This is a genomic window from Streptomyces spinoverrucosus (genome assembly GCF_015712165.1).
Lineage (GTDB): Bacteria > Actinomycetota > Actinomycetes > Streptomycetales > Streptomycetaceae > Streptomyces > Streptomyces spinoverrucosus_A.
Genome location: NZ_JADPZX010000001.1, coordinates 6,091,680 through 6,110,566, shown reverse-complemented (window position 1 = coordinate 6,110,566; position 18,887 = coordinate 6,091,680). Strand labels below are relative to the sequence as shown.

At 70.0% G+C, this 18,887-nt stretch carries 17 protein-coding genes and 1 pseudogene; 8 read left to right on the top strand and 10 right to left on the bottom strand.

Annotated elements, in window-relative coordinates:
- Positions 1-83: 83 nt before the first annotated feature.
- On the bottom strand, positions 84-1,181 hold the full coding sequence (locus tag I2W78_RS27760; protein WP_196462979.1) for a DUF5703 domain-containing protein: 1,098 nt from the start codon (positions 1,179-1,181) through the stop codon (positions 84-86).
- Between the two features lie 314 nt (positions 1,182-1,495).
- Here I2W78_RS27760 and I2W78_RS27755 point away from each other — a divergent pair, with 314 nt between their 5' ends.
- Positions 1,496-3,121, top strand: a complete 1,626-nt coding sequence (locus tag I2W78_RS27755; protein WP_196462978.1) for a pyridoxal phosphate-dependent aminotransferase — start codon at positions 1,496-1,498, stop codon at positions 3,119-3,121.
- A gap of 117 nt (positions 3,122-3,238) precedes the next feature.
- Here I2W78_RS27755 and I2W78_RS27750 read toward each other — a convergent pair whose 3' ends face one another.
- From I2W78_RS27750 to I2W78_RS27715, 8 genes are all read right to left on the bottom strand, one after another.
- Positions 3,239-4,672 (bottom strand): family 43 glycosylhydrolase, encoded by a 1,434-nt coding sequence (locus I2W78_RS27750; RefSeq protein WP_196462977.1) that lies wholly within the window; start codon positions 4,670-4,672, stop codon positions 3,239-3,241.
- Positions 4,654-5,622 (bottom strand): arabinan endo-1,5-alpha-L-arabinosidase, encoded by a 969-nt coding sequence (locus I2W78_RS27745; RefSeq protein WP_196462976.1) that lies wholly within the window; start codon positions 5,620-5,622, stop codon positions 4,654-4,656. Before I2W78_RS27745 ends, I2W78_RS27750 begins: the two co-directional genes overlap by 19 nt.
- A gap of 172 nt (positions 5,623-5,794) precedes the next feature.
- Positions 5,795-6,226, bottom strand: a complete 432-nt coding sequence (locus I2W78_RS27740; protein WP_196462975.1) for an SRPBCC family protein — start codon at positions 6,224-6,226, stop codon at positions 5,795-5,797.
- 93 nt (positions 6,227-6,319) lie between these two features.
- Complete coding sequence (locus I2W78_RS27735) at positions 6,320-7,195, bottom strand: geranyl diphosphate 2-C-methyltransferase (protein WP_230885610.1); 876 nt, start codon at positions 7,193-7,195, stop codon at positions 6,320-6,322.
- A 45-nt stretch (positions 7,196-7,240) separates the two neighbouring features.
- Positions 7,241-8,608, bottom strand: coding sequence for a family 2 encapsulin nanocompartment cargo protein terpene cyclase (locus I2W78_RS27730; RefSeq protein WP_196462974.1), 1,368 nt, complete (start codon positions 8,606-8,608; stop codon positions 7,241-7,243).
- Positions 8,609-8,613: 5 nt separating this feature from the next.
- On the bottom strand, positions 8,614-10,053 hold the full coding sequence (locus I2W78_RS27725) for a family 2B encapsulin nanocompartment shell protein (protein ID WP_196462973.1): 1,440 nt from the start codon (positions 10,051-10,053) through the stop codon (positions 8,614-8,616).
- A gap of 326 nt (positions 10,054-10,379) precedes the next feature.
- Positions 10,380-10,628, bottom strand: coding sequence for a hypothetical protein (locus I2W78_RS27720; RefSeq protein ID WP_196462972.1), 249 nt, complete (start codon positions 10,626-10,628; stop codon positions 10,380-10,382).
- Positions 10,629-10,726: 98 nt separating this feature from the next.
- Positions 10,727-11,179, bottom strand: a complete 453-nt coding sequence (locus I2W78_RS27715) for an ATP-binding protein (protein ID WP_196462971.1) — start codon at positions 11,177-11,179, stop codon at positions 10,727-10,729.
- Positions 11,180-11,308: 129 nt separating this feature from the next.
- Between I2W78_RS27715 and I2W78_RS27710 the strand changes: the two genes are divergently transcribed.
- A complete protein-coding gene (locus I2W78_RS27710; protein ID WP_196462970.1) occupies positions 11,309-12,151 on the top strand; it encodes a helix-turn-helix domain-containing protein in 843 nt (280 codons plus the stop codon).
- Positions 12,148-12,336 carry a DUF397 domain-containing protein gene (locus I2W78_RS27705; protein WP_196462969.1) on the top strand — a complete coding sequence of 63 codons (189 nt, stop codon included), beginning with the start codon at positions 12,148-12,150 and terminating at the stop codon, positions 12,334-12,336. The genes I2W78_RS27710 and I2W78_RS27705 overlap by 4 nt, the downstream gene beginning before the upstream one ends.
- A 20-nt stretch (positions 12,337-12,356) precedes the next feature.
- On the opposite strand, the gene I2W78_RS27700 is transcribed toward I2W78_RS27705, so the two are convergent.
- Positions 12,357-13,250 (bottom strand): sulfite exporter TauE/SafE family protein, encoded by an 894-nt coding sequence (locus I2W78_RS27700; protein WP_196462968.1) that lies wholly within the window; start codon positions 13,248-13,250, stop codon positions 12,357-12,359.
- A 131-nt stretch (positions 13,251-13,381) separates the two neighbouring features.
- On the opposite strand from I2W78_RS27700, the pseudogene I2W78_RS40765 reads away from it, so the two are divergent.
- From I2W78_RS40765 to I2W78_RS27680, 5 genes and pseudogenes are all read left to right on the top strand, one after another.
- Positions 13,382-13,501: pseudogene (locus I2W78_RS40765) on the top strand (RNA polymerase subunit sigma-24); the annotation flags it as partial.
- A gap of 104 nt (positions 13,502-13,605) precedes the next feature.
- A complete protein-coding gene (locus I2W78_RS27695) occupies positions 13,606-14,796 on the top strand; it encodes a lycopene cyclase family protein (protein ID WP_196462967.1) in 1,191 nt (396 codons plus the stop codon).
- Between the two features lie 38 nt (positions 14,797-14,834).
- Positions 14,835-15,563, top strand: coding sequence for a class I SAM-dependent methyltransferase (locus I2W78_RS27690; RefSeq protein ID WP_196462966.1), 729 nt, complete (start codon positions 14,835-14,837; stop codon positions 15,561-15,563).
- Positions 15,564-15,610: 47 nt separating this feature from the next.
- Positions 15,611-17,122, top strand: a complete 1,512-nt coding sequence (locus I2W78_RS27685; RefSeq protein WP_230885609.1) for an NAD(P)/FAD-dependent oxidoreductase — start codon at positions 15,611-15,613, stop codon at positions 17,120-17,122.
- 115 nt (positions 17,123-17,237) lie between these two features.
- Positions 17,238-18,815: an SDR family oxidoreductase gene (locus I2W78_RS27680; RefSeq protein WP_196462964.1), complete on the top strand. Its 1,578-nt coding sequence runs from the start codon at positions 17,238-17,240 to the stop codon at positions 18,813-18,815.
- The last annotated feature ends 72 nt before the right edge of the window (positions 18,816-18,887 follow it).

The following is an 18,887-nucleotide window of genomic DNA, read 5'->3' as shown; positions in this document are numbered from 1 at the left end:
CGCACCGCAGGCGAAGAACTGCGGTGTCCCGCTCCGCCGGACCTGATTCCGCGACGCTCCGCGTCGCCACCATCAGATTCGCTTCACCACCGGCCTGAAGGCCGATGCACTGCGAATGAATTCCGGTAGCTCCACTTCGACTGGTCCTCCGTGGCCCGGAAGACGCCGTTGATGAAGTGGGAGGGGTAGTTGCCGAAGCCGCCTGCCGCGATCATGTAGGTCGACAGGTAGTAGACGTTCTCCAGGTAGTCGGCGTCCCCGGACAGGCCGGAGTACTGCACGAACGACTTCGCCCAGAACGCGTGCCACCAGTCCTTGTAGTTGTTCAGCGTGGTGGCGTAGCCCGTCGACTTGACCGCGCTGAGCTGACTGCGGGCCTGCGCCACCGAGTCCTTGTTCGGCGCGTTGATCCGGCTCGCCGCGGTGAACCAGATGGTGTAGCTGGAGGTCGGGGTGATGGTCACCCGCACCGTGCGCGCATCGACGACCTGGGGGGTGTAACTCGCCCCCTCGACGGTGGCGGCGAGGGTGTAGCCGAACCCGTGCGGATCCGCCTGCCCCCGGCTCAGACCGGCCACGCCCGCATCGGCGAAGGTGGAGATGGTCTTCCAGGTGTTCAGATCGGGCACGTCCGCGATGTTGGTCACCGTGGCCGGGTCCCACATGCTGAGCGTGAACGACACATCGGACACGCCGCTGCGGGTGTCGTCCACATGGATGCCCATGACCTCGGAGTCCGGCGAACCCAGCACGGTCACCGTGCGGTTGCTGTCGTACCTGGTCACCAGCGTGCCGTCATACAGCGACAGCCGCTGCTGGTAGTCGGTGTAACCGGTGTCCATCGCCGGCGTGGTCGCCAGGTTCACCCGCCCCGCGGCGTACGCCGACTGCTCGGACAGATCGACACCGGACGTCTGCATGGTCAGGCCGTTCTGCTGCCAGACCATCGCACCGGTACGGCCGTTGCCCACGGTCAGGCCGTGGGCGGGGTTGGTGTTGGGCTGGTTGTAGACGATGTCGTGCTTGGAGAGGTAGGCCGCGCGATCGACGTTCAGCGCACCGGCGGCCTGGTCGAAGGCGGCGTCCGTGGGCGCGGCGGATGCGGGCGAGGCGGTCCCTCCGGCCAGCAGCCCCGCGAGGAGGGCCAGCAGCGGTAAGGACCGCAGGACTCTCTGCACCATGATCACCCTCTTCGGGTCGACTTGTCATGTGCAGTGAACATTGGAGGTTTCAGGGCGTCAAGGTTCCAAGTCCATGTGATCGATGCGCTAGTTCGGCGAGATGTCAAAGGAAAGGTACAGACCGGCCGAGTTCAAAGCTCCGATGTATAGGGAGCCAAACCACAGGGGCTTCACAACTTCCCAACAAATTCACAAGGATTGAACAGCGCCTCACAGGCATCCGTATCTATGGACGGCCCGTGCTCCCCCGCGCGGGCCACCCAAAGACGACGGACCCGATCGTCCCCACCGGGTCCGCCCCACACGGAGGTTCCATGGCTGAGAACGTCACCTCGCTGTTCCGCAGCACGGCGGCGCACAGCCCGTCGATGGCGGCTCTGACCCGCGAGGGCGGCGACGGGGCCGGTCCGATCGACTTCTGCATTCCCTGCAACCCGTACTTCCCGACCCCGGCGATGTTCGACGACATGGCGGGCAAGCTGCGGGACATCGTCACGTACTACCCCAGCAGCGCCGACACGATCACGGCCGAGCTGTGCAACCTCCTCCAACTCCCGCCGCAGGCCGTCGCGATGGGCAACGGCTCGACCGAGCTGATCACCTGGATCGACCACCTGCTCGTCCGGGAGTCCCTCGCCATCCCCGTCCCCACCTTCGGCCGCTGGACCGACCAGCCCATGGAGACCGGCAAGCGGGTCGACATGTTCCCGCTCCAGGAGTCCAGCGGCTTCGCCCTGGACCTCGCCCAGTACGCCGAGTTCATCCGCGCCCGCGGCACCCGGGTCGCCGTGATCTGCAACCCCAACAACCCCGACGGCGGCTTTCTGCACAAGCACGCGATCGTGCAGTTCATGGACGCGATGGCGGACCGGGACCTGGTCGTCATCGACGAGTCGTTCCTGGAGTTCGCGGACGCCGAGGCCGAACCCAGCGTCGTACAGGAGGCGATGATCCGCCCCAACGTCGTCGTCCTGCGCAGCCTGGGCAAGAACTTCGGCCTGCACGGCATCCGCTTCGGCTATCTGGTGGCCAACCCGGCGCTCGCGGGCCGGGTGCGCTCCATGCTGCCCAAGTGGAACCTCAACTCCTTCGCCGAGCACGTGGTGTTCATGCTGAAGGAGCACGGCCAGGAATACGCGCAGAGCCTCCAGCAGGTCCGCCGCGACCGCCTGGAGATGGCCAGCCAGCTCTCGGCCCTGCCGGGTCTGACGGTCTACCCCTCGCAGGGAAACTTCCTCTTCGTGCGTCTCCCCGTGGGCGCCGAGGGCACCGTGGTCCGGGACCGGTTGCTCACCGAGCACCGGATCCTGGTCCGTGAGTGCGGCAACAAGATCGGATCCTCCAGCCGCTTCCTGCGGCTCGTGGTGCGCCCCCAGGTGGACGTGCGTCGCCTGGTGTCCGGCCTGGAACAGGTGCTCTACGGGACCAGGAGGGGAGCCGCCGTGCCCGAGCTGGGCACCGGGACCAGCTACAGCTCGGGTACGGCGGCGGTGGACCGGTTGGTCAGTGCCACCAACGGGGCCGGCGTGCAGGGCCTTGCCGCTCAGGCCGTCGCGGCCGCCGGTCCCGTTGGTGCGGTCGGCGCCGGCGTGCCGATGCCGGCGGCGGCGCCGGTACCGGCACCGGCGCCCCAGACGTTCCCGCAGCCGCAGGTGCCGCAGCAGATACCGCAGCCGGCGATGCCCCAGCAGGTCCCGCAGCCGGCGATGCCCCAGCCCGCGATGCCCCAGCCCGCGGTGGCCCAGGCGTTCCCCCAGCCGGCCCCCGCTCCCACCCCGCCGGGCGTCCCGGCACGCGGCGGGCTCACCGCGGCCCAGGTCCGGGGCGCCACGGGCCCGGGCGCCCCGGTGCCCCCGGGCGGCCTGTCCCCGGCCTCGGCGACCGGCTGGCCGGGGGCGACCAACTGGCCGAACGCGGCGGGGATGGGGCAGGCGGGGTAGCGCGTTCTCGCCGTGGGGAGTGCTGTGTGTGCGACTGCGGGAACTCATGTGGCTGGTCGCGCCCGCGCGGCGGAGCCGCATATTGATACAGCCCCGCGCCCCTTTGGGGCGCTGCAGCTAAGCCGGGTTCAAGCGCCACTGTTGGCAGTCGTTGTTCAGCCACGTCCACTGGCGTACGTCCGCCCCGTCCGCCGTGGAGCAGTTGGCGACGTCGGCGACCTTGCCGGTGGACTGGTTGACGATGCGGACGTAGCCACCGTCGGTCGCGATGAAGCGGAAGCGCTGGCAGGTGTTGTTCAGCCAGGACCACTGGCGCAGGTCGGCGCCGTCGGCGGAGGAGCAGTTCTCGGTGTCGAGTACCTTGCCGGTGGCCACGTTGACCAGGCGGTGGGTGTCGTCCCCGAGGTCCTCCAGACGCCATTTCTGGTTGTTGCCGCCGCTGCACGTCCACTGCTGGACGTTCGCTCCGTCGGCCGTAGAACTCCCCGCCACGTCAAGGCACTTGCCACTGTTGCGGTTCACGGCCGTGTACGTCGTCGAGGTGCTGGACGGTTCCCCGGAGGGCCCGGCGAGGGAGGCTCCGAGCCTTACCGGCGTGCCGAAGTCCGGCGTGCCGTCGGCGTTCCAGGTGAACCTCTGTGCCCGGGTGGTACGGCCGTTGTCGCAGCCCTCGCTCGCGTTGTCGTTGGCGTGGTAGACGATCCAGCTCTCGCTGCCGTCCGGCGAGGTGAAGAAACCGTTGTGGCCGGGTCCGTACACGCCGTTTCCGTCGCTGCGTTGGAAGACGGGTGTGGACTTCTTCGTCCAGGAGGAGGCGGAGAGCGGGTTGGAGCCGGTGAGTTCGAGCTGCCCCAGCTTGTAGTCGGGGGTCCAGCAGCCGCTCGCGGAGTAGATCAGGAACGTCCGCCCGCCCCGTTGGAGGATCTCCGGTCCCTCGTTGACCGTGCCGCCCTGTCGTTCCCAGTCGTGGGTGGGCGTGGAGATGGTCGAGAAGGGCCCGCTGACGGTGTACGGGTTCGACATCCGGGCGGCGACGAGGTTCTGTGTGCCGCCGCTCGCGCTGCCGAAGAGGTAGAGCTGACCGTTGATGGTGCCCACGGTCGGATCCAGCATCCAGGCGGAGTTGAGCCGGCCGCGGTAGGTGTACGGCCCCATCGGGTCGGACCCGGCGCTTTCCAGCACATGGCTGCGCTGGGTCGGGATGTAGTCGGAGACGTTCTGGCCGGCGACGTAGTACAGGTACCAGCGCCCGTTGAGGAAGTGCAGCTCTGGAGCCCAGACGTTGCAGCACCGGGAGGCCGCGTCGCCCTTCCACACCTGCACGCTGGGCGCGGTGGCGAGCCCGGCGAGGGTGGCGGACTTGCGGATGGTGATGGCGTCGGTCCAACTGGTGCTGATGAGGTAGTAGTTGCCGTTGTGGTACGAGATCCAGGGGTCGGCGCCCTTGACGGACTTGACCGGGTTCGAGAACGAGGCCGCGCTCGCCGGGGACTGTCCCAGCCCGAGCAGGAAGACCAGCGCGGCGAGCATCATCAGTACGCGACGGGCCATCCGCTGCTCCAGTTGAGAAGGTTGATGCCGAGCTTGGGCGTGCCGTTGTCGTTGCCGTCGTAGTAGTGGTAGACGATCAGGTCCCCGTCGACGTCGTTCATGATCGACTGCCCGCCCGGTCCGATGACGCTGCCGTGCGATTCGAGGACGGGCGTGCCTCCGTTGTTCGTCATCGGGACGCCGTTCCTGTCGTAGTACGGCCCGGTGACGCTGGTGGCACGGCCGACCTTGACCTTGTACGTGGAGCTGGTGCCGGCGCAGCAGGTGTCGTACGAGGCGAAGAGGTAGTAGGAGCCGTTGCGTTTGACGATGAACGGCGCCTCGACGGCCTTGGTGCCGGTGGGGCGGGAGGCCAGGGAGTACCGGGTGGTGTTGGAGGAGAGCTGCTTCCCGGTGGCGGGACTGAGCTGGATCATCTTGATGCCGGTCCACCAACTGCCGAAGGACAGCCACCACTTGCCGTCGGAGTCGACGAAGAGGTTGGGGTCGATGGCGTTGTAGTCGCTGGACGAGCCGGAGGAGTACACGATCCCCTGGTCGGTCCAGCTGCCCGGGCGGCCGGTCGTGGAGGTGGCGAGGCCGATGGCCGAGGTGTTGGAGCCGAAGGACGAGACCGAGTAGTACAGCAGGTACCGGCCGCCCTGGTAGGAGAGGTCCGGCGCCCAGGCCTCCGGCACGGAGGAGTAGCGGGACCACCAGCCGGGGCGGGCGGAGAAGGCGTCGGCGCCCGCACTGAAGGCGATGCGGTCGGTGGAGGTCTTGTTGGCGATGCCGCCGCCGGTGGCGTACAGCAGGTACTGCCCGGACGAGGTGCGGATCATGGAGGGGTCGTGGGTGATGACGGAGCCCGTGACCCGGCCGGGGTTGGGGTAGGCGTTCGCCGTGCTCGGGACGAGGGCGAGCAGGGCGGCGGCGGGCAGGGCGAGGAGTGCGGTTCTTCTGCGGCTCACGTGAACGCTCCTGTTCTAGATATCGAACAACGATCGTCACTGCGAACGGGACCGTAGAATCGAACCGCTTGCGCGTCAATGGCCCGCGCAGCCGCACCACGCAGCCCTGCTGATCACACACGTGTGCGCGGTCCATCATCGTGATGGACCGCGCACACCTGCGCAGGGGGAATTACCGCCCTTGTTCCACGTACTCCTTGAACTGCTCCAGATCGCTGCGGACGAGCCGCTCGATCGCGTTGACCTGGGCGAATCCCTTCGGTCCGCCGAAGGTCTCACGGACGGCGGCGGCGTCGTACTCGATCCTCGCCTGGACCCGGGTGTGATTCCGGTCGATCGGCTGCAGCGAGAAGGACCCCGTCAGCTCGGGGGCGCTCGTGGTGTGCCACTCCATCACGCGTTCCCCACCGCGGTCGGACAGCTCGGCGTCGAGTTCCCGGGTCCGGCCGCCGGCCTCGACGTCCAGATGGGCTCGGCCGCCCGCCTCCGCGCGGGCGTCACGCAGTCCTGCCACGAAGCGCGGGTAGTCCTCCACCCGGTGCAGGCTGTCCCAGGCCTTGTCGATCGGGACTCCGACGTCGACATGCTCTTCAAGCCTGCTCATGGTCACCTCCACGATCGACTCGTGACACCTGGCCTTCTGCTTCCAGTGTGCGCCCGCGCTCCGTCCGCTGCTTCCCGTGAGGGCGGGTGGGGGTCAGATGCGGTCGGCCGCGATGAGGAGGTAGTGGAAGCTGCCTTCCTTGTACGCCGCGAGGAAAGGGTCCTCGATACCGGTGGCGACGGACGACTTGGCGCGCAGTTCCCAGTACGGGATGGTGTCCGGGGTCAGGTCGACGACCTGGATGGGTACCAGGTTGTTGGCGGCGAGCGCCTTGAAGTACTCGCTGCGTGGGTGGATGTTGCAGGTGTAGTGCTCGTCGATCCTGCTGACGGCCTTGGACCGCATGCCGGTCACGTCGTTGGAGCAGCCGGTGATGCAGACGTACCGGCCGCCGTACTCCAGCAGGCGGGCGAACTCCGCGAAGAGTTCGAACAGGTCGACGTACATCGTCGTCTCGTTGGTCCAGATGGCCCGGCGCGATCCGGAGTCCATGCTGGTGTCCAGCATGTTGCGGAAGTGGAAGCGGACCTTGTCGGTCACTTTGCGCTGCGCCGCCTGGGCGTTGGCGAAGTCGACCTGCTGCTCGGAGATGCTGACGCCGTCCACGTGACAGCCGAAGCGGGCGTGGGCCATGAAGCTGGTGCCGCCGCGGCCGGAGCCGGCGTCCAGCAGCCGGTCGTCCGGGCGGATGTCGCCGAGGTGGTCGAGGAGCACCTCGGCCTGGGCGGTCTCCAGGCGGTGCAGCTCCTCGATGATGCGCTGCTCACGCGTGTCGTTCGGGCCGGTCAGGACGGACGGGTCCCAGTCGCCGAGTCCGTAGTGGTGGTGGTAGAGCCCGTCGACCTCTCCGAGGCGGATGTTGACGGGGTCCTTCTCCTTGTTCCAGTAGTCCGCGACCGACTTCTGGTAGTCGGTGCGCAGTACGTCGTGCATGGCGATGCTTTCCATCTGGGTGGAGATCTTGGACATGGGAGGAGAGGTCCTTACTCGAGAGGTGGGGGTGACGGGACGTGCTCAGACGGCGTCCGCGGCGCTGTGGTAGCGGGCGCTGCCCGCGTGCCACTCGCGGCTGCCGCCGAGCCAGGCCCAGGTTCCGGCCAGGAAGCGGCGCAGTTCCGGGGAGCCGGCGGCGGCCAGGACGGCGGCTTCGGCCTCGAAGGTGTGCATCAGCTCGTTGTGGATCTCGACCGTGCGGTCCACGGCCTCTTCCAGGGAGCACTCGTCCTCGACGGCGATCAGCCGGGGGAGGCTGAAGTCCGTCGGGTCCTCCTTGCCCATGGAGTAGAGGTCGTTGACGATCACGCTCGCCGAGCCGGCCATAGTGAACGCCCGGCGCACCCGCGGGTCGGAGAACTCGGCCATCGGGACCTCGTAGCCGGCGACGGCGTCGACAAGCACCATGCACGGCACGAAGCTGTTCTCGTGCCGGTGCATCAGGAACTCCCAGACCGGCGGTCGCTGCCCCGCCGTGTGCCACACGCCTTCCTGGTTGTAGGCCACGAACATGATCGCCAGCTCGTGGCGGAGCCGGCGCACCTGTGTGGTGGTCGCGTATCCGGCCAGGTTGTCGAGGGAGTCGCGCAGGGCCCGCATGACCGGGTCCGCCCGGACGACCTCCTCCAGCCGGGGTGCGTACGAGAGCGGCAAGTGGGCCTGGTCGATCACGGAGTGGGCGATCGCGAGGCGCTGCCCGAGCAGGTCGTGCCGGGCCCGTTCCACTTCACCGTCCACGTAGTGGTCGTCCACCGCCCACTCCGACAGCGCGCACTTGGCTGCCGCCAGCAGCCGGTCGGGGTCGTCCGACTCGGGATGGGCGAGCATGATCAGCCGTCCGAAGTCCGCCTTGCGGATCTTGTCGAGCTGGCCGGGGTAGATACCGATCTCCTCGGCCCACTCGACCAGCCGCTCGGTGACCGTCTCGCCCAGGGCGGGGTCGTCGCGCACGGCGGGCGGGCAGTGGAGCTCGCGGTGAGGGTCCGCCGGGGCCGACTCCGTGCGGGGGCGCACGGCGGTGCTCAGGCGGGCGGCGGACGTGCCCTGCCCGGTGGGGCCGGGCGGCAGCACGGGCGCCGACGGGTGAGCGGTCGCCCGGGACGGCGACGGCGGGGACGGGGACGGCAGCGGGAGGGAGGGTGCGTTCACAGGAACCGCGGCGGAGCCCGTCCGGGCGGAGAGATCCCGCGATGCGCCGGGACCGAGGCCGATCCGGGCGGCGGACGTGCCGAGCCCCGTGGGGGCGGACGGCAGCCGTGGTCCGCGCGACGCCTTCGCGGCGGACGGCGGGTGTGGCGACGCGGCCGCACCCGCCGACAGCAGGCCGCGCACCAGCTCCGCCACGTCGTGGCCAGCCGCGGGCGCGGTGGCCCGGGAGATCAACGACACTGTCGTCAGCTCCCGTTCGTGCGGGCGACCTCGACGTTCTCCAGGATGCCGAGCGCGTCCGGCACCAACACCGCCGCCGAGTAGTAGGTGCTGACCAGGTACGAAATGATCGCCTTCTCGTCGATGCCCATGAAACGCACGTTCAGTCCGGGCTCCACCTCGTCCGGGATGCCCGTCTGGTAGAGGCCGATCACGCCCTGGTCGTCCTCTCCCGTGCGCATGGCGATGATCGACGACGTGCCCTGCTTGCTGATCGGGATCTTGCTGCACGGCAGCAGCGGCACCCCACGCCAGGCGGGCAGGTGGTTTCCGTGCAGTTCGACGCCGCCGAAGTAGATACCCCGCCGGTTGCACTCCCGGCCGAACGCGGCGATGGCCTTGGGGTGGGCAAGCAGGCAGCGGGTCTTGCGCCGCATGGTCAGCAGCTCGTCCAGGTCGTCGGGGGTGGGCGGGCCGGAGTACGTGGAGATGCGCTGGTCGAAGTCGGCGTTGTGGAGCATGCCGAAGTCCTCGTTGTTGACCAGCTCGTACTCCTGCCGCTCACGCAGCGCCTCGATGGTCAGCCGCAGCTGCTGCTGCGTCTGGTTCATCGGCTCGTTGTAGAGGTCGGCGACCCGGCTGTGCACCCGCAGCACCGTCTGAGCCACACTCAACTCGTATTCGCGCGGGGTGAGTTCGTAGTCGGCGAAGGTCTGCGTCAGCGTCGCCTCGCCCCGGTGCCCCGAGGTCAGCTCGATGTCCACCTCGCCGGACTTGTTCACCTTCTGGTATCCGTTCAAGCTGATCCGCCGCACGTGGTCGCGCAGCGCCTGGTGCCGCTCGGCGACCGCCTTGTACGCCGACATCGGCAGCGCGAGAACCGTCGTCTGCGTCGCGGCACGAGCCGTGAACTCCCATTTCTTGTCCGCCCCGGCGAGCACATGGCCGCCGAAGGCGTCCCCGTCGGCCATCAGCCCGAGGACCGCCTCGTCGCCGTACGGCCCCTCGGTGATCTTCTCCACCTTGCCGTGCGCGATCAGGTACACGTGGTCCGCCTTGCGGCCCGCCTGCACGATGACCTGGCCCGGCTCGAACTCCCTCTGCGTGAACTTCTCGGCCAGCGCGCCGAGCGCGCCGCCGTCCTGGAAACCGCGCAGCAATGGCAGTTCGCCGAGTTCCTCCGGCACGACCTGGACTTTCGCGCCGGTCTTCACGAAGGACACCCGGCCGTCGCCCAGGGTGTAGGAGAGCCGGCGGTTGACGCGGTAGACCGCGCCCGGCACGTTCACCCACGGCAGCATCCGGGTCAGCCAGCGCGAGCTGATCCCCTGCATCTGGGGTTCGGACTTGGTGGTGGTGGCCAGATTGCGCGCTGCGGCGGTGCTGAGGCTCTGCAGCTGTTCCTGCTGCTCACCCTGTTGCGGCGCATCGGTCTCCGACGGGGCTTTCGCCGCCTTGATCGGCATGATCTTCCTCTTTCCTGCTTTTCCTGGGACGCGAAGGACGACTCACGAAATGACGGGCACGACAGAACTGCCGTCATCACGCAGCGTCACGGCTTGTGCACAGGAGTATCAGGACATCGATCACGTTGAGTAATGAACACGGGAGGCGCGCACAGTGGATAACTCGGGATCGCGCGCTCCCGCACGCCCCCCCAATTGACGTAAACGGGCAGATCAACGCGCCTCTGAGTCAAGCCGCAGTGACAACGAGGCGCGGAGGAATCCCCCGGACGGACGCGGCCGGCGACACGATAGGCGACTACTTCAAGTCATGTTCCGGTGCACGTTCACCGGGAGCTTGTGACTGACCGTGACATGCGCGGGCAAGGTGTGTGCCATGCGGCGAACAACGATCGCCGGGTCAGATCCTCCAGCCCACCAGCGGACACGGGGACCGACAGGCCGAACAGCAGAGCCAGGGCCGCGATGTCCTCGTCGCCCGTCACCTGGACCGGCGCGCTCTCGTCGAGGTCGTAGCCCTCCGCGTACATCGCGAAAGCGAGCACTTTCCAGCAGAGGGCGGCGAAGAGCGTCACGCCGGATTCCAGAAGTGCGAAACGCGGCCCCTGCCGCGTCGGGAGGAGTGAGAGAAGCATGATCGCTTTCGGGTGTTCGTGAGCGGACGGGCGATGTTCTACGGCCGCGACAGGTCGATCTCGGCGCGGACGATCTTTCCGGGTGGCGGTTCCCGGTCCAGCACCTCCCAGCGGGCGGCCAGCGCGTCGACGAGGAGCATGCCACGGCCCGTTTCGGCCAGCGGCTGGGGTGGGGGTACGGCGACGGGAGCCTGGGGGCGGGGTTCCGTGCGGATGTCGGTGACCTCGACGCGGACGCTGCCCGGCACCAGGGAGAGACGCAGCTCGAAGTCCCTGCCGGGGACGCGGCCGTGCGTGACAGCGTTGGCGGCGAGTTCGGCGACGATCACTGCGGTGGCCTGGGCGGTGTCGGAGTCGTACGGGACGCCCCAAGCGCGGAGTTGATCCAGGGCGAGGTACCGGGCGAGGCGTGCGCCTCGGGGCGTTGCACTCAGGCGCTGGGTGAACACACGTACGGTAACCGGGTTTTGTGGGGCGGAAGGCGCTGTCATGCGCCCAATCTGGCGGCTGCGCACGCCAATTCTCCAGGTCGGCGGCGCGTACGCTGCGCGAGCGTACGCGGTCACGGGCTGGACGGTACTTGTGACCGCCCGTGACCATATGCGCGGGAGGTGTCTGCCATGGGCTATGGCGTGAGCGGTACGGGGCAGGGTGGCGAGCCGGAATCATCGGACAGTCTGCGGACGTTCGGGGCGGTCGTTCAGGCGTTGCGGGAGCACGCGGGGCTGAGCCGGGAGGAGTTCGGAGACCTGGTGGGGCTCTCCAAGCACATGGTGGCTTCGGTGGAGTTGGGGCGACGGATGCCCGATCCGACGTTCCCGGAACGGTCGGAGCCGGTGCTTGGGAATACCGGGGCGCTCCAAAAGGCGGCGAAACATCTGGCTCGGCAGCCTGGTCTGGCGGCGTGGTTTCGGCGGTGGGCGCGGCTGGAGAAGACGGCGATCACGCTGTGCACGTACGAGTGCCGACTGATTCCGGGGTTGCTGCAGACGGAGGCCTACGCCCGTCAGCTGTTCGTCGACGAATGGCCGCCGCTGACCGACGAGCAGATCGAGGCCCAGTGGCAAGCGCGCGCCGAACGGCAGCGGCTACTGCGGGAACTGCCCAACACCGCGTTCGGCTTCGTCCTTGAGGAGCACCTGTTCCGGCGGTGCACGGGCGGTGTGGACGTCACGCGGGAACTCATCGAGCACGTACTGGAGATGTCCGCACTGCGCAACGTCGAGATCCAGATCATGCCGTTGGTGCGGGAGTCGCATGCCGGGCTCCACGGCCCCATGCAGTTGCTGGAGACCCCCGAGAACAAGTGGTTCGCCTACATCGAGGGCCCCGAATGCGGTCAGCTCATCTCTGACTCGAAGGTGGTGAGCGTGCTCCAGAGGCGATATGCCAGGATGCGTGTGCAGGCTCTCTCCCTCGAAGACTCCGTGAGCCTGTTGCAGCGGATGCGAGGATCCTTATGAGCACCAGCGAGCTGACCTGGTTCAAGTCGAGCTACAGCAGCAGCGGTTCCGGCGACTGCGTCGAGGTAGCCACCTGCCCCACCACCATCCACGTACGCGACTCCAAGCACACCCCCGGCCCCCAGCTGACCCTCTCCCCCGAGGCCTGGGTCGGCTTCATCTCCCGTATCGCGCAGGGCTCCTGAGCCATAGGCGACCGTGTCGGTCACGGCACCGGCACGGTCTCCTCGCGGGGTGAGGGTGCCGTTTCCGTCGCCCTCTCCTTCAGGTGGGCGCGGATCGAGTACGCCACCGCCGCCGCCCACAGCGCGTACAGGACGACGTACGCCGTCGTGCTCACCCCGCCGGGCAGGAGGGTGCGGACGTTGGTCACGACGATGAGGCCGCCGACCGCCGAGCCGAGGACCCGGGGCGGGAGCAGGCGGACCAGCCAGGCCGCGATCGGGGCGGCGACCAGCCCGCCCAGGAGGAACGCGGCCACCCAGGTGAGGTCGATGCCCTGGGACCCCAGCGAGAACAGGAAGCCCAGGCTCGCCGCGACCGCGACCAGGAACTCGCTGGTGTCGATGGAGCCGATCACCTTGCGCGGCTCCATCCGCCCGCCGGCCAGCAGGGCCGGCGTTCCGACCGGACCCCACCCGCCTCCCCCGGTCGCGTCCAGGAAACCGGCGACCAGGCCGAGCGGGGACAGGAAACGGCGCCGCAACGGCTTGCCCAGGTTTCCCTTCGGCAGGCCCCGGAAGGTGAAGCGGGACATCACGTACAGGCCGAGCCCCAGCAGGATCAGCGCCATCACCGGCTCGGCGACCTCCGTGGACAGGCGCGAGAGGACCGTCGCGCCGAGGAACGCGCCGACCGCTCCCGGCACGCCGATCCTCACGACGACCTTCCAGTCCACGTTCCCGAAGCGCCAGTGCGCGGCGCCCGACATCAGCGTCGTACCGATCTCGGCGAGGTGGACCGTGGCCGACGCGGCGGCCGGGTTGGTGCCGAGGGCCAGAAGCAGGGTCGTGGAGGTGACTCCGTATGCCATACCGAGGCTGCCGTCCACGAGTTGGGCTCCGAGGCCCGCGAGGGCGAGCAGTACCAGCGTGCGCATGTGTGTCGTCCGTCCCGTCGGCAATCCCTGGTTTTCCCACCGGGAAGGTAGGAATCGATGAAACGCGACGCTAGACGTTCAACCTGAGAACAAGCTGTCGACGACGTCAAAAAGATGTGAACGGCCCCCGGAAGGCACAGATCGCCGACCTCACCGGCCGGCCCCTGGGCACGGTGAAGAGTCACACGCGCCGCGGGCTGCACCGTCTCGTCCGCTGCCGGCCGAGGAGGCGGGGCAGTGCGAACGCATGAACTCCGTGCCCCGGCAGGGCGGAGTCCGGGCGGAAGGCGCCAGCGCGTCTGTCCGGCGCGGAAATCTCCATTGTCATGACCGGCACGGCGGCAAGGGAGCCAGGGTGCGGGACGCAGACGTAGTCGTCATCGGTGGCGGCGCCGCGGGACTGTCGCTGGCGCGGCGGCTCACCGGGCCCCGGGTGCAGACCCGTCGGCGCCTGACGGTCGCCCTCGTCGACGCCCCTCAGGGCGCGTTGCGTCCGGGGCCCCGGACGTGGTGCTACTGGGAGGCGGCGGGCGGTGAGTACGACGGTGTCGTCCGCGCCGACTGGGACCGCCTGCGGGTCACGGGACGGGACGGCCGGGCCGTGGTGGCGCGTCCCGGCTCGCTGCGTTACAAGATGATCAGGTCGCGGGACTTCGAGACGTGGGCCGGCGCGGAGCTGGCCCGGTCCGGATGTCGTCGGCTCGAAGCCGTGGTCGAGAGCGTGCGGGACGTTCCCGGTGGCGCCGAGGTGTGCGGGCACGACGCCCATGGTGCGCCCGTGCGGCTCCCCGCCCGCTGGGTGTTCGACTCCCGGCCACCAGGGCAGTCGGGACCGGCCCGGACCACACTTCTGCAGCACTTCCGCGGCTGGTTCGTCCGCACCTCCCGCCCGGCCTTCGACCCGGACATCGCCGATCTGATGGACTTCCGTACCCCGCAGCCACCGCACGGGCTCGCCTTCGGCTACGTCCTGCCGCTGGGCCCGCGGGAGGCGCTGGTCGAGTACACGGAGTTCTCCCGCACGGTCCTCGACGACGACGCCTACGACCGGGTGCTGGGGCACTACGCCACCGAGGTGCTCGGTCTGGGGGACTTCGAGGTCACGGCGGTCGAGCAGGGGGTCATCGCGATGACCGACGCCCGGTTTCCGCGGCGTACGGGCAGGTCCGTCTTTCCCATCGGCGTGGCGGGCGGGGCGACGCGTCCCGCGACCGGCTACTCGTTCGCCGCCGCCCAGCGCCACACACGGGCGATCGCGGCGGCGCTGGCGCATGGGCGTACGCCGCTCGTGCCCGCCCCGCACGGGGCGCGGGCGCTCGCCATGGACGCCGTTCTGCTGCGCGCCCTGGACAGCCAACGGGTCGATGGCGCGGCCCTGTTCACCAGGCTGTTCGAGACGGTGCCGGCGGAGCGCCTGCTGCGCTTCCTCGACGGCCGGACCAACGCGTTGGAGGACTTCGCCGTCGGGCTGCGCACCCCGGTGCGGCCGATGCTGCGCACGGCCCTGGAACTGCCCTTTCTTTCCCGGCGCCCGGCCGGACCATGACGCGGCCTCACCGCGCCGACCTACCGAGGAGCACCTCCATGTCACTCCTGCGCGATGGCGAACTGTCGGCCGCGTTCGACCACGCGGCACCGTCCTACGACTGGATGGTCGCCGCCAACCCCGGCTACCACGGCCAGTTGCGCCGCTCCGCCCGCCGACTGGCCCTGCCCGACGGCGGCAGCGGCGTGCGACTGCTCGACCTGGGCTGCGGCACCGGCGCCTCCACGGCCGCCCTGCTCGCCGTCGCGCCGCGTGCCCGGATCACCGCGGTGGACGCGTCGGCGGGCATGCTCGCGAAGGCTCGCACCAAGGACTGGTCGGCCCGTGTCCGCTTCGTGCACGCCCCGGCGGAGGGGCTGGCCGCGGCGGGGGTCCCAGGTCCGTTCGACGCCGTGTTCGCCGCGTACCTGTTCCGCAATGTCGCCGACCCGGACCAGGTCCTCGCGGGTGTGCGGGACCTGCTCGTCCCGGGTGGGCGTCTCGCGGTGCACGAGTACACCCTCACCGGCCGGGCGGTGCACCGTGCGGTGTGGACGGCGGTGTGCAAGTGCCTGGTTCTCCCGGTCGCCAGACGCACCGGGGACGACGCACTGTACGAGCACCTCTGGCGCAGCGTCGTCGAGTTCGACACGGCGGGCGCCTTCGCGGCGCGCCTGCGGCGGGCGGGATTCACGGACGTACGAACGCTTCCGCTGACGGGCTGGCAGACGGGGATCACCCACACGTTCGTGGCGCGGGTGCCCGGCACGCGAGGGGTACGGGCATGACGGGCCGGAGGGCGGGCTTCGTGGACGGAGGCCACGGACGGGACCGCATGACACGCCTGCTGACGGATCGTACGGGTGTGCCGGCCTTCGCGGGCGTCGGGCCGGAGGTCGCCGTCGCCGGCGGTGGGATCGCGGGGCTCGCGGCGGCCACCGTACTGGCGGAGCGCGGGGCGCGGGTGACGCTGCTGGAGCGCGAGAGCGGTCTGGGCGGGCGGCTGGCGGGGTGGCAGGTGCGGCTGGCCGACGGGTCGTCGGCGACCATGACCCGCGGATTCCACGCGTTCTTCCGCCAGTACTACAACCTGCGCGCTCTGCTGCGGCGAACCGACCCGGGCCTGCACGGCCTGACCGCCCTGCGCGACTACCCGCTGCGCCACAGCGCCGGGACGCTCGACAGCTTCGCCCGCGTACCGCGCACTCCCCCGCTGAACGCCCTGGGCTTCGTCGCGCTGAGCCCGACGTTCGGATGGCGGGACCTGATGGCCATGAATGCGCGGTCCGCGCTGCCGTTGCTGGACGTCCGCGTGCCTGGGACCTACCGGCGGCTCGACGGGATCAGCGCGCACGACTTCCTGTCCCGCATCAGATTTCCGGCAGCCGCCCGGCATCTCGCCTTCGAGGTGTTCTCGCGCAGCTTCTTCGCGGACCCGAGGGAACTGTCCGCGGCGGAACTGGCGCTGATGTTCCACATCTACTTCCTGGGCTCCAGCGAGGGGCTGCTGTTCGACGTGCCGCGGGAACCGTTTCCCCAGGCGCTGTGGGAGCCTCTCGGGGACTATCTGCTGGAGCGCGGGGCGACGATCCTGACGGGCAGCCCCGTGGATGCGGTGGCCCCGGGCCCGGACGGCACGGTGCGTGTGACCGTCGCGGGCCGGACGCGGTCCTACGACGCCGTGGTGCTGGCGATGGACGTGCCGGGCCTGCGGCAGGTCGCGGCCGCGTCACCGGACCTGGTCGACCGGTCCTGGCGCGAAGGCGTCGCCGGGCTGCGCACCGCGCCGCCCTTCCTGGTGTCCCGGCTCTGGCTGGACCGGCCGGTGCGCCCCGACCGCCCGGCGTTCCTGGGCACCAGCGGATACGCGGAGCTGGACAACGTCAGTCTCCTCGACCTCTGGGAGGGCGAGGCCCATCGCTGGTCGCTGCGCACCGGTGGATCCGTGGTCGAACTGCACGCCTACGCCGTCCCGCCCGGAGCCGACCGCAAGGACGTGCAGGAGCGGCTGGTGAGCCAGTTGCACCGGGTGTATCCGGAGACCCACGACGCGCAGGTGATCGACTCCCGCCACGAGTGGCGGAAGGACTGCCCGCTGTTCGAGGTGGGCGGCTACGACCGCCGGCCGCGCGTGCGGACGGCGGACCCGGCGGTCGTGGTGGCGGGTGACATGGTCGCCACCGGGCTTCCGGTCGCGCTCATGGAGCGGGCGGCGACGAGCGGGTTCCTGGCCGCCAACGTCCTGCTGCGCCGGTGGGGCGTGCGGGCCGAGCCCTTGCGGACGGTGCCGGACCGCGGCCGGTCGGCGGTGCTGCGCGGCCTGACGGCACTGCTCGCGCAGCGCTGACCGCTTCGCCGCGGGACGGCCACCGCCCACGGTCCGCTGCACCACCCCGTCACCACATCCGGTCGGGCCGCCCGCGGGGAAGGTATCCCGGATACGCCGACAGAAAGGAACGACCATGAGCCGGCACGCCACCGCACCGGGTCCGCACAGCCTCGTCACCGGCGCCACGGGCTACATCGGCGGCCGGCTCGTCCCGGAACTACTGGACGCGGGACACCGGGTGCGCTGCCTGACGCGGTCACCGGACAAGCTGCGCGACCACCCCTGGGCGGACGAGGTCGAGGTGGCGCGCGGCGACGTCACCGACGCCGCGTCGCTCGCCGAAGCGCTGCACGGCATCGACGTCGCCTACTACCTGGTGCACGCCCTGGGCACGGGCCGCGGCTTCGAGGCCGCCGACCGGCGGGCGGCGCGCGTCTTCGCCGAACAGGCCCGCGCCGCGGGAGTGCGCCGCATCGTCTATCTCGGCGGCCTGACACCCGCGGGCGTACCCGACCGTGACCTGTCACCCCACCTGCGCTCCCGTGACGAGGTCGGGCGCATCCTCCTCGACTCGGGTGTGCCGACGACCGTGCTGCGGGCCGCCGTCATCATCGGCTCGGGCTCCGCCTCCTTCGAGATGCTGCGCTATCTCACCGAACGGCTCCCGGTGATGGTCACGCCCAGTTGGGTGCACACCCGGATCCAGCCCATCGCCGTGCGCGACGTGCTGCGGCTGCTGGTCGGCAGCGCCGGCATGCCCGCCTCGGTGAGCCGCGCTTTCGACATCGGCGGCCCGGAGATCCTGACATACCGCGACATGATGCTCCGGTTCGCGGCGGTCGCGGACCTGCCCCGCCGGCTGATCCTTCCCGTGCCGGTGCTGACGCCCCGGCTGTCCAGCTACTGGGTGGGACTGGTGACGCCCGTCCCGCCCTCCATCGCCCGCCCGCTGACCGAGTCCCTGCGGCACGAGGTGATCTGCCGCGAGCACGACATCGTCCGCCACGTGCCCGATCCGCCGGGCGGGCCGGTCGGGTTCGACGACGCGGTACGGCTGGCCCTGCAACGCGTCCGGGACGCCCAGGTCACGACACGCTGGTCGTCCTCGGCGCTGCCCGGCGCGCCCAGTGATCCACTGCCCACGGACCCCGGCTGGGCGGGCGGAAGCCTCTACGAGGACAAGCGGGAGGTACCCGTGGACGCCTCGTGCGAGGCGCTGTGGCGGATCATCGAGGGCATCGGCGGCGACAACGGCTGGTACTCCCTGCCGGTGGCCTGGTCGGTGCGCGGCTGGCTGGACCGGCTGATCGGCGGAGCGGGACTGCGCCGCGGGCGCCGCGACGCGAATCGGCTGCGGGTGGGCGACGCCGTCGACTTCTGGCGCGTGGAGGACATCGAGCCGGGGCACATGCTGCGGTTGCGGGCGGAGATGAGGCTGCCCGGCCTGGCCTGGCTGGAGATGTACGCCGAGCCGCTCGGCCCCGGCCGCGCCCGCTACCGCCAGCGCGCCCTCTTCCACCCGCACGGCCTCCTCGGGCACGTGTACTGGTGGAGCGTCTCCCCCTTTCACGCGGCCGTCTTCGGCGGTATGGCCCGCAACATCGCCCGCGCGTCGGCGAGGTCCGGAGCCGCGAGCGACCGGTCCGTACCGCGTCCGACCGCCGCCGGCGGCCCCGGCACGGGCTCGGCGCGGGACGGTGAGGCCCCGTGACCGACCCCGCCATCGACCCGTCGCGGCACGCCGGCCGCGCTCCGCGCACCATCGCTGCCTGGCTGGAGCACG

Bases quoted from the DNA above. Each gene is read 5' to 3' on its own strand.
- I2W78_RS27760 (WP_196462979.1), bottom strand. From the start codon at position 1,181: ATGGTGCAGAGAGTCCTGCGGTCCTTACCGCTGCTGGCCCTCCTCGCG.
- I2W78_RS27755 (WP_196462978.1), top strand. From the start codon at position 1,496: ATGGCTGAGAACGTCACCTCGCTGTTCCGCAGCACGGCGGCGCACAGC.
- I2W78_RS27750 (WP_196462977.1), bottom strand. From the start codon at position 4,672: ATGGCCCGTCGCGTACTGATGATGCTCGCCGCGCTGGTCTTCCTGCTC.
- I2W78_RS27740 (WP_196462975.1), bottom strand. From the start codon at position 6,226: ATGAGCAGGCTTGAAGAGCATGTCGACGTCGGAGTCCCGATCGACAAG.
- I2W78_RS27735 (WP_230885610.1), bottom strand. From the start codon at position 7,195: ATGTCCAAGATCTCCACCCAGATGGAAAGCATCGCCATGCACGACGTA.
- I2W78_RS27725 (WP_196462973.1), bottom strand. From the start codon at position 10,053: ATGCCGATCAAGGCGGCGAAAGCCCCGTCGGAGACCGATGCGCCGCAA.
- I2W78_RS27715 (WP_196462971.1), bottom strand. From the start codon at position 11,179: ATGACAGCGCCTTCCGCCCCACAAAACCCGGTTACCGTACGTGTGTTC.
- I2W78_RS27710 (WP_196462970.1), top strand. From the start codon at position 11,309: ATGGGCTATGGCGTGAGCGGTACGGGGCAGGGTGGCGAGCCGGAATCA.
- I2W78_RS27705 (WP_196462969.1), top strand. From the start codon at position 12,148: ATGAGCACCAGCGAGCTGACCTGGTTCAAGTCGAGCTACAGCAGCAGC.
- I2W78_RS27700 (WP_196462968.1), bottom strand. From the start codon at position 13,250: ATGCGCACGCTGGTACTGCTCGCCCTCGCGGGCCTCGGAGCCCAACTC.
- I2W78_RS27690 (WP_196462966.1), top strand. From the start codon at position 14,835: ATGTCACTCCTGCGCGATGGCGAACTGTCGGCCGCGTTCGACCACGCG.
- I2W78_RS27685 (WP_230885609.1), top strand. From the start codon at position 15,611: ATGACACGCCTGCTGACGGATCGTACGGGTGTGCCGGCCTTCGCGGGC.
- I2W78_RS27680 (WP_196462964.1), top strand. From the start codon at position 17,238: ATGAGCCGGCACGCCACCGCACCGGGTCCGCACAGCCTCGTCACCGGC.